11 protein-coding genes are annotated in these 11612 nt (G+C 54.6%); 6 read left to right on the plus strand and 5 right to left on the minus strand.

Annotated features, from left to right (window positions below; translation table 11 throughout):
- The first annotated feature begins 7 nt into the window (after nucleotides 1-7).
- Nucleotides 8-352, plus strand: a complete 345-nt coding sequence (locus tag NST23_RS08670; protein ID WP_173596255.1) for a DUF1360 domain-containing protein — start codon at nucleotides 8-10, stop codon at nucleotides 350-352.
- A 16-nt stretch (nucleotides 353-368) separates the two neighbouring features.
- On the opposite strand, the gene NST23_RS08675 is transcribed toward NST23_RS08670, so the two are convergent.
- Nucleotides 369-1556 (minus strand): glycosyltransferase family 2 protein, encoded by a 1188-nt coding sequence (locus NST23_RS08675; RefSeq protein WP_173596256.1) that lies wholly within the window; start codon nucleotides 1554-1556, stop codon nucleotides 369-371.
- A gap of 195 nt (nucleotides 1557-1751) precedes the next feature.
- The gene (locus tag NST23_RS08680; RefSeq protein WP_173596257.1) at nucleotides 1752-2600 is read right to left on the minus strand and encodes a DUF1698 domain-containing protein; all 849 of its coding nucleotides are present in this window, start codon (nucleotides 2598-2600) and stop codon (nucleotides 1752-1754) included.
- 212 nt (nucleotides 2601-2812) lie between these two features.
- Here NST23_RS08680 and NST23_RS08685 point away from each other — a divergent pair, with 212 nt between their 5' ends.
- The 5 genes from NST23_RS08685 (at nucleotide 2813) to NST23_RS08705 (ending at nucleotide 7970) form a co-directional block, all read left to right on the plus strand.
- Nucleotides 2813-3661, plus strand: coding sequence for a hypothetical protein (locus tag NST23_RS08685; protein ID WP_173599789.1), 849 nt, complete (start codon nucleotides 2813-2815; stop codon nucleotides 3659-3661).
- 168 nt (nucleotides 3662-3829) lie between these two features.
- Nucleotides 3830-5197: a sugar phosphate nucleotidyltransferase gene (locus NST23_RS08690; RefSeq protein WP_340963538.1), complete on the plus strand. Its 1368-nt coding sequence runs from the start codon at nucleotides 3830-3832 to the stop codon at nucleotides 5195-5197.
- Nucleotides 5197-6300 carry a CDP-glucose 4,6-dehydratase gene (gene rfbG, locus NST23_RS08695; RefSeq protein ID WP_340965174.1) on the plus strand — a complete coding sequence of 368 codons (1104 nt, stop codon included), beginning with the start codon at nucleotides 5197-5199 and terminating at the stop codon, nucleotides 6298-6300. The genes NST23_RS08690 and rfbG overlap by 1 nt, the downstream gene beginning before the upstream one ends.
- Nucleotides 6297-7064, plus strand: a complete 768-nt coding sequence (gene rfbF / locus NST23_RS08700; RefSeq protein ID WP_173596260.1) for a glucose-1-phosphate cytidylyltransferase — start codon at nucleotides 6297-6299, stop codon at nucleotides 7062-7064. The genes rfbG and rfbF overlap by 4 nt, the downstream gene beginning before the upstream one ends.
- A gap of 6 nt (nucleotides 7065-7070) precedes the next feature.
- The gene (locus NST23_RS08705; protein ID WP_173599790.1) at nucleotides 7071-7970 is read left to right on the plus strand and encodes an NAD-dependent epimerase/dehydratase family protein; all 900 of its coding nucleotides are present in this window, start codon (nucleotides 7071-7073) and stop codon (nucleotides 7968-7970) included.
- A 104-nt stretch (nucleotides 7971-8074) separates the two neighbouring features.
- Here the strand turns inward: NST23_RS08705 and NST23_RS08710 are convergent, their stop codons facing one another.
- Genes NST23_RS08710 through NST23_RS08720 form a run of 3 tightly spaced genes read right to left on the minus strand, consistent with a single transcriptional unit; the run spans nucleotide 8075 to nucleotide 11586 of the window.
- Nucleotides 8075-9508, minus strand: coding sequence for an FkbM family methyltransferase (locus NST23_RS08710; protein ID WP_229049878.1), 1434 nt, complete (start codon nucleotides 9506-9508; stop codon nucleotides 8075-8077).
- An 18-nt stretch (nucleotides 9509-9526) separates the two neighbouring features.
- Complete coding sequence (locus NST23_RS08715) at nucleotides 9527-10633, minus strand: glycosyltransferase family 4 protein (protein ID WP_173599791.1); 1107 nt, start codon at nucleotides 10631-10633, stop codon at nucleotides 9527-9529.
- On the minus strand, nucleotides 10630-11586 hold the full coding sequence (locus NST23_RS08720; RefSeq protein WP_173599792.1) for a GDP-L-fucose synthase family protein: 957 nt from the start codon (nucleotides 11584-11586) through the stop codon (nucleotides 10630-10632). The genes NST23_RS08715 and NST23_RS08720 overlap by 4 nt, the downstream gene beginning before the upstream one ends.
- Nucleotides 11587-11612: the final 26 nt, after the last annotated feature.

Genomic DNA, 11612 nt, shown 5'->3' on the forward strand with positions numbered 1-11612 from the left:
AAATTCGATGTTTGGCATCTCGTGGATTGACCTGGTCATTCTCGTGCTGGCCAGCTTTCGCCTCACCCATTTGATTGTGTATGACGAGATCACGTCGTTTCTTCGCAACCCGTTTTTTACCGTCGTGTACGAGGCAGACGCGACCGGACAAATGAACCGGCAGTATCGTTTTAAAGGGGGAAAAGTCCGCCGCTTTTTTGGCGAATTGCTCAGTTGCCACTGGTGCACGGGCATTTGGGTAGCTGTGGCGACAGTGGCGGTCTACGCGTATGTACCAGCCGCCTATCCCATCTTGTTGCTGCTGGCGATTGCAGGGGCGGCGGCTGTTCTGGAGACGAGGCTGTACATGTGAAGCATGCGCAGGGTCTTTAGGCTCGCGAAAAAGCTTGATACACAACAAATTCATCATGAGACAGCGGGATCACTTCCTCGGCCTGATAACCTCCGACCAGCTTGTTTTGCAGATGCGGGACGGTCGCCGGGGCCGTCAAGGAAGAAGCGATGTCTACGCGATGCACGTTTGTTCGCGGGTCGAGCGGGATTTCCAGGGCGAACTGCGACTTTTCGACGGTGAAAGACTTGGCCCGAGCTCCGTTGACGAGAGCGGTCAGTTGAAAAGGTTTGGGCAGCTTCGCTGGCGCACCGGGAATTTTGCCTTTGATCAGCAAAATATGTGCCGGCTTGTCAGGGTCAGACTGAATGATCGTGCGCAAGACGGGAGGCGCCCATGTGTCCGGGAAGCGGTTCGTGCTGGTGACATGTGTGGAGTTGGAAGGAAACGACTTGAATATTTTCAGCAAGTCAATTACGCCCATCCCCCGATATTGCGAGACGTGCGAGATCCAGCCGCTCGGGATGCTCGAATAGTGCTTGGCGAGCGATTTGAACACTTCCGGGATTCCGACCGAATGCCACTGCGTCGTCGATTTGCAGGTGGCGTGGATGCGGGCATTGGCGAAAAACTCCGGAACAAAGCCAATTTGATGAAACTTGGCGATGCGCATCCAAAGCTCGTAGTCCATGCAAAAGTTCAGCTTTTCGTCCACGCCCTTCATGTGGGTGATGACATTGCGGCGAATAAACGCGGCGGGCTGGCAGATGCAGCACGTGTAGTAAAGCTGTTTGGCATCGGCGTGCGAGGAGGGAAACGTATTGACTGCCTGGCTATGTTCATTGATGACCTGACATTTTCCATGAACCATTCCCCAAGCCGGATGCTGCAATAAAGCGTGGACAGCCTTGCGAATCGCTCCGGGAAGATAGGTGTCGTCCGAGTTGAGCCAGCCGATGATGGTTCCTTGCGCCATGGCAAAACCTTTGTTGAGCGCATGGGATTGTCCGTTGTCCGGTTCGGAAATATATCGGAAGCGGCTGTCCGCACTGGCGTATTCCTGCAAAATGGCGAGTGTTCCATCCGTCGAACCGCCGTCGATCACGAGCATTTCCAGGTTCGGGTAGTCCTGGAGCAGCACGCTGTTGATCGTTTCGCGAATGAATCTGGCCTGATTGAAGGAGGGGGTTACGATACTGACGAGAGGCAGCTGCCCGCTAGACATTTCTGTCACTCCTTTTCAAAAAGTCAGCGCAAAAAAGAAATGGCACGCCTGCAATACCATATGTACAAGAACCGGATTTGGCATCGGGATACGTTTCTTATTTTGACAGATTCCCATAGCAAAAAGGTGTGGCGCCCTCGCTTGCAGGAGGGAGCGCACACCTTGATAGACGCACATGGCGAGATTGTGTTTACCTTACAAATAGTCCGGCACCAGACCCGGGTTGCGGTAAATGCGCAGCAGTTCCGCGTACGAATCGGCAGCTGTTTCCCGCCCGCTGATGGCCCGCGCAACCATCGTGACGCGGCCGATCGGGTAGTCGTTTTTGGTCCCGGAGTTGACGGTTGTGATGCTTTGCGGCAATACTTCGAAAAGCGTGCTGGCGAGCATCTCCCGCAAGCATCTGATCGAAGGCACCCAGTAGGTCGTTATATCGTGGTAGATTCTGTTCATATTTCCCGGAGGGCCGTTGAAGATCATTCTTGATTCGTTGTCGTCGAGGATGCAAGCCGTCTCCAACAGCAGATGTCCGCCAGTCTTGATCACACTGCGCGCTTGCGACAGCGTCCACAAAGGATCGCGGACGTGGTAGAGCAGTCCGGTATGCTGAACGATATCGAACAGGTTGTGGCGAATTTGCTGCGGGAACGGCAACGGAGCGGAGAAATCGTCCATCAGCAGCACTTTCAAACCTTCCCACAAGTTGTAGGGAGAAATGTTATACAGCGGAAGAACCTTGCTTTCGAGAATGTCTTTGCACAGTTCAAAGTTGGAGTACAGCGGCTGCATGCAGTCGGTGGCGACGACGAGCGAGGCTCCGAGCTTTTCTGCTTCAAACGCCCACATTCCGTCGAAGCTGGCAATGTCCAGCACCCGTTTCCCTGCGTAATTGATGTGCGCTCTGGATTTGCGCGTACTGTCCCAAAGTGGCTCCAAAATTTTCAGGCCAGGAGTTGCGATCCCGGGACGCAACTGAATTTTATGGTACCAGGTGCGCTTGGCAATCTCCGCCAAAATTTCACTGTCTGTCCATGTTCCTCCCACTCATGTCCCTCCTTCAGAAGAATCGGTGTCTAGGCAAAATGCGATCATGCTACATTACGATATGAACGCCGCAGATGTCGGGAAACGGGTGTAATCCCCCATTCTCAGGCGCATGGCGGCGGATTTAGGCGTCCGGTACAAGCAGTGGCCGTTTCCGGCACGATCCGAAAAGCATACGGTGGAGGAAAAGGAATGTACAGGAGGGTGCGCCAATGACCTTGCCTATCATTTTCATGCACAGGGACGATGAGGATTATTTAGCCTACAGTTTGCGGCAAGCCAAGATGAGCAATCCCCGCTCTCCCGTTTACTTGCTCGGCAGGGAGGCTAACCGGAAATACGCCTCGTCCGGCGCCATGCATGTCATGATGGATTCGTATATGCAGACAGCGCAGATGTTCGCCAAGGTGTATCAGCACATGCATGTCATGAGCTACGAATATAATTTGTTCTGCTTTCAGCGCTGGTTTATTCTCCGCGACTTCATGCGCAAAAACCGGATACAAGGCTGCTTTTACCTCGATTCGGACGTGATGCTCTACACCCAGGTCAACAAGCCGGAATACCGGGCGTTTTCCATGGAGTTTGCGTGGACAAGTTTCGTAGGCTTGGATACGCTGGATCGTTTCTGCAATTTGACGATGCAATACTTTGTGAATCCGCAGATGTTCCGGCTGCTCGTGCAAAAAACGATCGAGCTTGACCAGGTGATCGAAGGGGTTCCGCTGGTGTCGGACATGGTGCTGTGCCTGCTTTATTTCCGTTCTTACTCCGGCCAGGCGCATACGCATGGAACGTTCGGCGACAGCTTCTTCGACGAAAATATTAACCGCCCGCGGTGGGCAGAGAGTCTTTCGGGCAAGAAAAAAGTGTACGCCATCGACGGACAGCTCTACTGCAAGGATCAGGCCAGCGGTGCCCTCAAGCGGCTAAATTCGTTGCATTTCCAGGGGCTTACGGCCAAAAGCTACATGAAAGATTTCTGGCTCCCCCATATCCCCAGGCAACCCGGCGTTCATTATTACGACTATGCATCGTCCCAATGGACCATACAGAACTGAAGCTCATGCCCCGGCGAATCGCGTCGGGGTATTTGTCTACTAGGCTAGTGATTGCCGGTTTTCCAAAAGGCGGGAGAATCGACCATTTTCGCGTACCAAACAGTCACCCTCTATCAACTTTTCATATGATGATTCATGCATGAAGTTTAACGGACAGAGGTGGCCTGGATGAAACTGGTGTTGCTATCGGGCGGTTCGGGCAAAAGACTGTGGCCGCTCTCCAACGATGTTCGCTCCAAGCAGTTTTTGAAGCTGATTCGCAATGGGGAAAGCGAACCGGAATCCATGGTTCAGCGGGTATGGAGGCAGCTTGCTGCCAATCAGTTTGAGGACATGGCTTATATCTCAACGAGTCAATCGCAGGTAGATCTCATATACAGCCAGCTGGGAGCGGATGTGCCGCTGATTCTGGAGCCGCAAAAAAGGGATACGTTTCCCGCCATCGCGCTGATCGCCAGTTATTTGCACAGCGTCAAACAACTGGGGCCAGACGAGGTCGTGACTGTGATGCCTGTCGACTCTTTTGTGGAGGATCACTTTTTTCAAAAGTTGAAAGGACTGGAAACGGTCATACAGCAGTCAGGGGCCGACCTCGCCTTGATGGGAGTGAAGCCGACGTACCCTTCCACCAAGTATGGATACGTCATTCCGGTGCAAGCCGACAACGAGTCTGGCAGCTTTTTGCAGGTCGCGCGCTTTACAGAAAAGCCTTCTGTGGAAACAGCTTCCCAGCTGATTGCGCAAGGCGCCCTGTGGAATTGCGGCGTATTTGCGTTTCGCCTGGGCTATATGCTGCAAGAGCTGCAAAAGAAACAACTGCCGACGGACTACGATCAGCTGGTTGCGCGCTATACGGCATTGCCGAAAATCAGTTTTGATTACGAGGTTGTCGAAAAAGCCAAGCATGTCGTCGTTGTGCCGTACGCAGGCGATTGGAAGGACCTTGGCACATGGAACACGCTGACCGAGGAAATGAGCGACAGCTCAGTGGGGCGCGTGCATCTGGAGGAAAGCACGAATACGCATGTCATTAATGAACTGGATTTGCCGATCGTCGCAATTGGCGTATCCGACCTCGTCGTCGCCGCCAGCCCGGATGGCATCCTGGTCGCAGCGAAGGACAAAAGCCACAAGGTCAAGGATATTGCAAGCGATTGGTCGCAGCGGCCGATGTTCGAGGAGCGGCGCTGGGGCTGGTACCACGTCTTGCAGTTTCAGAAAATGAATGAAAAGGTCGAGGTGTTGACCAAGCAGCTCCACCTCCATGCCGGAAAAAATTTGAGCTATCAATACCACCACTTTCGCAGCGAGGTGTGGATGATAGTGGAGGGAGAAGGGGAGTTTGTCCTGAATGATCGCTTGATGATCGTCAAGCCTGGCGATGTGGTGGAAATTCCTGTCGGAGCCAAGCATGCGATCAAAGCGATCAGCGACCTCGACATTATCGAGGTGCAGATGGGCAGCAAGCTGGTCGAAGAGGACATCGTCCGGCTGGGCATGGACTGGAATGACATCGTGGAAATGGTCAGTGAATGATGATGCGACCAGACGCTGCCTTTTGGCAAGGAAAAAGAGTGTTCCTGACAGGACATACGGGCTTCAAAGGCTCGTGGATGTGCCTGTTGCTGCATCGCTTGGGGGCGCAGGTGACCGGATATGCGCTGGCTCCGCCGACCCATCCCAGCCTGTTTGAGCTGTGCCGCATCGATTCCTTGATCGACTCCGTGTCAGGCGACATTCGCGACAGTCAGCAGCTGCAAACGGCGCTTTTGCAAGCAAAACCGGATATCGTCATCCATATGGCGGCACAGCCTCTGGTTGGCCTGTCCTATCAGGAACCTGTCGCCACTTATGAGACGAACGTCATGGGAACGGCTTATTTGCTGGAAGCCGTTCGCCTGGCGAGAAATGCAGGTATTCCCATCCGCGCGCTGGTCAATGTCACGACAGACAAATGCTACGAAAACAAGGAGTGGCCCTGGGGGTATCGGGAGGTGGACACGCTGGGCGGGCACGACCCGTATTCCAATAGCAAGGCGTGCGCTGAAATGGTGACCGCCTGTTACCGCGCCGCTTTTTTTCAGCAGAACGGGCAGGCCCAAGACTTGCCTCCGATCGGACTTGCAACAGCACGCGCAGGCAACGTCATCGGTGGCGGCGATTTCACACCCGGGCGGTTGATTCCTGATCTGCTGCAGAGTTTGCTCGCTGACCAGCCGATGCAGCTTCGCCATCCGCAAGCGGTTCGCCCTTGGCAGCACGTTTTGGAGTCGCTGCACGGGTATTTGCTGCTGGCGCAAAGGTTGTATGGGGATAGTCCACGCTACTCGTGTAGCTGGAATTTCGGGCCGGATGCCAACGACGCCAAAAGCGTGGAATGGCTGGCTGCGCGTCTGTGCCAAAAATGGGGGAAGCAGGCGACTTACGAGGTTGACGAGCGAGCTTCTTTTCACGAGACGACGTACCTCAGACTCGACAGCTCGCAAGCGCGGGAAAAGCTGGGCTGGCGTCCGCACTGGACGATCGAGCAGGCATTGGATCGCATCGTGGAGTGGACAAGAGCCTACCAGCAACAAGCCGACATGCGGCAAGTCTGTTTTGCGCACATCGATCAATACGGAAAGGAGGGGGCTTCATGAAAGTCGTTATCTTGGCTGGCGGATACGGAACGCGGATCGGAGAAGAATCGCAGCTTAGGCCGAAGCCCCTGATTGAGATCGGGGAAAAGCCGATCATTTGCCATATCATGTCCATCTACTCCAAGTACGGGTACAACGATTTCATTATTTGCCTCGGCTACAAAGGCTACATGATCAAGGAATATTTCGCCCACTACTTTTTGCACCAGTCGGATGTCACGTTTGACTTTCGCCGCGGGAACGAGATGATTTTACACAATCGCTGCCAGGACCCGTGGAAGGTGACGCTGATCGATACGGGCAAGGATACGATGACAGGCGGCAGGATCAAGCGAATCCAGCCATTCGTCGGCGAGGAGCCGTTCATGCTTACGTATGGAGACGGGGTGGGAAATATCGATATTGCCGCTCTCGTTGCGTTCCATCAGTCGCACGGCAAGCTGGCGACGATTACGGCCGTGCAGCCGCCAGGAAGGTTTGGCGCGCTCGATCTGGAAGCAGACGGCCAGGTGAAAGGCTTCCAGGAAAAGCCGAGCGGCGATGGCGGTTGGATCAATGCCGGATTTTTCGTGTTGCAGCCAGAGGTGTTTTCCTATCTGGGCGATGATGCGACTGTTTTTGAGCAAGCGCCGCTGGAACGACTGGCGCAAAGCGGCAAGCTCGCAGCCTATCGGCACAGCGGGTTCTGGCAGCCGATGGACACGATGCGCGACAAAAATTACCTGGAGTCGCTGTGGAAAAGCGGAAAGGCGGAGTGGAGGTAGCAGAGCATGAACATTTTGCTTACGGGAGCGACCGGATTTCTCGGCAGCCATCTGGCGCGGGCATTGGTGCAAGCTTCGCATCGGCTGGTCATCGTCAAACGCAGCTCGTCCGATTGCGCAAGGCTTGCGGACATCGCCAGCGAGATGATCGCGTACGATGCAGATGAGGAAGCGAGCGTGTACCGGCTCTTTGCCGAGCAAGGGCCTTTTGATGTCGTCATTCATGCCGCAACCGCTTACGGCCGGAGAGGGGAGTCAGACGTGGGACTGCTGGAAGCCAACGTCTTGTTCCCGCTTCGGCTCCTCCAGCTTTGTTGTGAGCAGGGCACCAGGCTGTTTGTGAATACGGATACGTTTTCCCGCGATTCCCTTGCACAAGGAGCGCCGCATTTGGCAGGCTATCACCTGACGAAAAAGCAGTTTGCGGAATGGGGGGCGTACATAGCCAAAAAGTACGGGCTGACGTTTGCCAACATGCGGCTGGAGCACGTATACGGGCCGTTCGACCAGTCTGACAAATTCATCCCGTACGTAATCAGCCAGTGTCTTCGGGATGGGGCACAGCTCGCGCTCACTTCCGGGGAGCAGAAGCGCGACTTTGTATATGTAGAGGATGTCGTGGCAGCGTACTTGCTTTTGCTGCGGGAAAAGTCGTCCTTGCCAGCCGAATACGCCGAGTTTCAGGTGGGAACGGGCAAAGCGACGGCGGTACGTGAATTGGTCGAAAAAATTCATTCGCTGACTCGCTCGACGGCGGTGCTGCAATTCGGAGCATTCGCCCAGCGAGAGGGGGAGCTGATGTGCTCGCAAGCCGATACGGGCAAACTCGGCGCACTCGGCTGGCAAGCGCGCGTTTCCCTGGAGCAAGGATTGAAGCTGATCTTGCAAAAGGAAGCCGCGGATTAACAAAAAAACAGCGAACGAACAACAAAACAGCCCGGCTGCGTTCCCTTCGTTCGGGACGGCGCAGCCGGGCATTTTTTTGTTGCGGATGACGAGGCTGGCGTGGATTACAGCAGAGCCGTTTTGTTCGTGCAAAACAAATCGCCGTGAAACGGCCTGATGGCCTCCAACAGTTGGGGATAGGAGTGGATCGGGAGCAGCCCGCCTTCCCGTTTAATCAAGTAGATTTTTTTGTACAGCGCGAACAGCCGCAGGAACAGCTCGTTGGGGTCCTTGCCGAAATAGCCGCGCAGGTTGTCGGGATTAAATTCGATCACCAGATCGGGATCGAAGGCTTTGAATGTTTCCTGCCCGCCTTGCAGCACCTGAATCTCCGAGCCTTCCACGTCGAGCTTGATCAAGTCGATCCGGGACAGGTTATGAGCAGCGACCCAGTCGTCCAGACGCGTGCACGAAATCGTGTTGGTAGCAGCAGAAGTCGCTTCGCTGGCGATGAACGACCAGCCGCCGCCGCGATCGACCTCGCAAAACTCGATGATGCCGTTGCGGTCGAATACGCCGAGCGGAACAGGCTCTACATTGCCGATCCCATTATCCTGCAAAGTCTGATGCAAAAAGGCGAGGTTGACGGAAGATGGCTCAAACGCGTACACCTTGCCCTGCGGTGCGAGATGACTGAGCGCAAGCGAAATCGTTCCGAGGTTCGCCCCGATGTCGAGACAGATGGAATCTGGCTTCACGACCCGCTTCAGCACGTTAAGCACGTACTCCTCGTAGAGGCCGTTTGCCATTTCGATGTAGTACAGGACGCTCTGGTCTGAACTGCTGCCGTGGACCAAAAACGATTTTTCGTCAAAAGGCAGACGGAAGGTGACCGTCTTTTTCGGATCGTGGGCAATCGGCGGATGAATGCGGATGATGTCGTCCTTCACTTCGAAGTGCAGATCGGGCCGCAGGGTAGCCACGTACTGTTTCAGCTCGGCGATGGTCGGATAGTCTTTTAACAGCGGATTGGAGCCGATGAAGCAGCGGGCGTCGTCAATCAGGATGACGTGATTCGGCACGGGATGGGACAAGATGGCGGCCAGTTCGGCCAAAATTGGCGTATCGAGATTGCCTTTGGCAGACTCGGTTGACAGCGGGATGTAGTGTCCGTCCAGCCAGAACAGGCAAGGTTCGTCAATCGATGCGAGCAGTTGGGGAAGCACTGTGCCGCTGTCGCCGTGCAAGATGGATACATGGGCGTCGGCGGCGAAATGCGTTTTGGCTGCCGTGTACAGTGCAAGGTCAAGCTCGATCGAATAAATTCGTTGAAAAACAGCCTTCTGGGCATCCACCATGTAACCGCGATACGTGCCGGTTTCAATCAGCGTGTTGATTTGGTGCTTTTTTCCGTATTGGGCGACAGCCGTCGTTTTCACCTCGTAAGGCGGCGATTCCAGCAGCCAAAAATCCCACGCTTCCTGAGCGGTGAGCGGAAACGGAATGCGCAACTCCTGTTGCCAAACCCGCCTGATTTCGTCCATGCGTGACATGAGCATGCTCCTTTCCTCTTTCGGTTATTTTCCTGCGACCTGATGCAGAATCGCGAGCGTTTCCCTGGCGCATTTGGACCAGGAAAACTGTGCCGCTTGCCGCAATCCTTTGGCGATGAGGTCCGAGCGCACAGACTGGTTTTGCACCTCGACTATTTTGCGGGCGATGTCTTCCGGAGAAATCGGATCGAAAGTAAGCGCAGCATCTCCGACGATTTCCGGGATGCTGCCGTTGTTGGAGCAAATGATCGGCAGCTCGGTTCGCATCGCTTCCACCAGCGGAATCCCGAAGCCTTCGAACAGGGACGGGAAGCAGAGAAAGTTGGCGTTGCGAAACAAATACGGCATCTCTTCCTGCGGAATGTAGTCCAGCCACGTAATTTGATCGGACAACTGGTGCTCACGGATCGTCGCCAGAACCTGGTTGTGTGCTTCCTGGGGGGCTCCGGTGAACACCATATGAATTTTCAACTGGTGTGCATCGCGCAAATAAGCGAGCGCCTGCAAGAGCGAAACGTGATTTTTGTGCCACCACGTATTCGCAGGATAATAGCCGTAATGAGCGGGCAGCCGATATTTTTGCCGCACCCGCTGATTGACGGATTCGTTGTACGGGAGCGTAAATTCATGGGCAGAATCGAGATGGATCGCATGTACGCGATGCTTCGGAATCCCGAACTTGGTAATGATGCTCTCCCGGGAATACTCGGACAACGTCAAGACGGCGTTTGTCTTCAGCGCGGACGATTGGTAGGTCGCCTTGCGCCATTGCAGCGAGTTCTCGTCAAAAAACTGCGGGTAAAATTCATGCTGAATGTCCGGGATGTTGATCACGCTCGGGATGGGAGCATCGATCGGATTCAGCACCAGGAGCGGGCAGAACCACAGATCGAGCGCAAGCGCGCGAATCCAGGCGTGGAACTGCTTATGCGCGTCTATGTGCTCGTGCATCATCACTTTTTGGATTTTCGGATGGTTGGGAAAGGTGTGGTAATTCGTCTTGGTCAAAAACAAGAACCATTGGTCGTTGTCCTTGTTTTGAATCGAGTACGCCAGCAAATTCCGCACGTACTGTTCCATGCCGCCGATTTTTCCAGGGATACAGGCGAGCAGATTTACACCGATTTTCACGGAGCCTTCACCTCGTCATCGCGTCTGTGTAGGCGATACCAGTCAATCGTTTGCTGCAAGCCTGCGAGAAGCGGAGTGGTTGCCGTAAAGCCAAAAGCGTCCCTCGCTTTGTCTGTTGCCAGCTTGCGGCGCGGCTGTCCGTCAGGCTTGCTGGCATCCCAGACAATCCGTCCTTCGTACCCGCACAGCTTTTGAATCGTACTGGCCAGCTCGGCAATGGTCATTTCTTCACCGGAGCCGATATTGACCGGATCGGAGGAATCGTATTTCTCGGTCGCCAGCACAATGGCGCGGGCAGCGTCCTGTACATAAATAAATTCGCGGGTGACGTTCCCGGTGCCCCAGAGAACGATCTCGTCCTGTTTGGCGGCTTTGGCCTCCAGGCATTTGCGGATGATCGCCGGGATGACGTGGGAAGATTCGAGATCGAAGTTGTCGTGAGGGCCGTACAGGTTGACGGGCAGCAAGAAAATCGAATTGAAGCCGTACTGCTCACGATACGCCTGAGACTGCACCAGCATCATTTTTTTCGCCAAACCGTACGGAGCGTTCGTCTCTTCCGGGTAGCCGTTCCACAGGTCTTCTTCCAGAAAAGGGACGGGTGCGAACTTGGGATAAGAGCAAATCGTTCCGATGGCGACAAACTTTTTCACGCCAAACAGTCTCGCTTGCTCGATCAACTGTGTGCCCATGATCAGGTTGTCGTAAAAAAATTTGCCGGGATTTTTCTGGTTGGCGCCGATGCCCCCTACGACGGCGGCGAGGTGGATAATGATGTCCGGTGCGTAAGTATGCAGCATCAAGACGATGTCGTTTTCTTTGCGCAGATCAAAGTCGCGGCTTCTCGGGACGAACACATGCTGGCATTGCTGGGCTTGCAGCTGGCTGAGCACATGCTTTCCCAGGAAACCTGCTCCGCCGGTAACGACGATTCGTTTGTCCGACAGATTCATGAAAGCAACACCTTCCTTTACGCGAA

This window comes from Brevibacillus sp. FSL K6-0770, assembly GCF_038000275.1.
In the GTDB taxonomy this organism is placed as follows: domain Bacteria; phylum Bacillota; class Bacilli; order Brevibacillales; family Brevibacillaceae; genus Brevibacillus; species Brevibacillus parabrevis.

Bases quoted from the DNA above. Each gene is read 5' to 3' on its own strand.
- NST23_RS08670 (WP_173596255.1), top strand. From the start codon at position 8: ATGTTTGGCATCTCGTGGATTGACCTGGTCATTCTCGTGCTGGCCAGC.
- NST23_RS08675 (WP_173596256.1), bottom strand. From the start codon at position 1,556: ATGTCTAGCGGGCAGCTGCCTCTCGTCAGTATCGTAACCCCCTCCTTC.
- NST23_RS08685 (WP_173599789.1), top strand. From the start codon at position 2,813: ATGACCTTGCCTATCATTTTCATGCACAGGGACGATGAGGATTATTTA.
- NST23_RS08690 (WP_340963538.1), top strand. From the start codon at position 3,830: ATGAAACTGGTGTTGCTATCGGGCGGTTCGGGCAAAAGACTGTGGCCG.
- rfbG (WP_340965174.1), top strand. From the start codon at position 5,197: ATGATGCGACCAGACGCTGCCTTTTGGCAAGGAAAAAGAGTGTTCCTG.
- rfbF (WP_173596260.1), top strand. From the start codon at position 6,297: ATGAAAGTCGTTATCTTGGCTGGCGGATACGGAACGCGGATCGGAGAA.
- NST23_RS08705 (WP_173599790.1), top strand. From the start codon at position 7,071: ATGAACATTTTGCTTACGGGAGCGACCGGATTTCTCGGCAGCCATCTG.
- NST23_RS08710 (WP_229049878.1), bottom strand. From the start codon at position 9,508: ATGCTCATGTCACGCATGGACGAAATCAGGCGGGTTTGGCAACAGGAG.
- NST23_RS08720 (WP_173599792.1), bottom strand. From the start codon at position 11,586: ATGAATCTGTCGGACAAACGAATCGTCGTTACCGGCGGAGCAGGTTTC.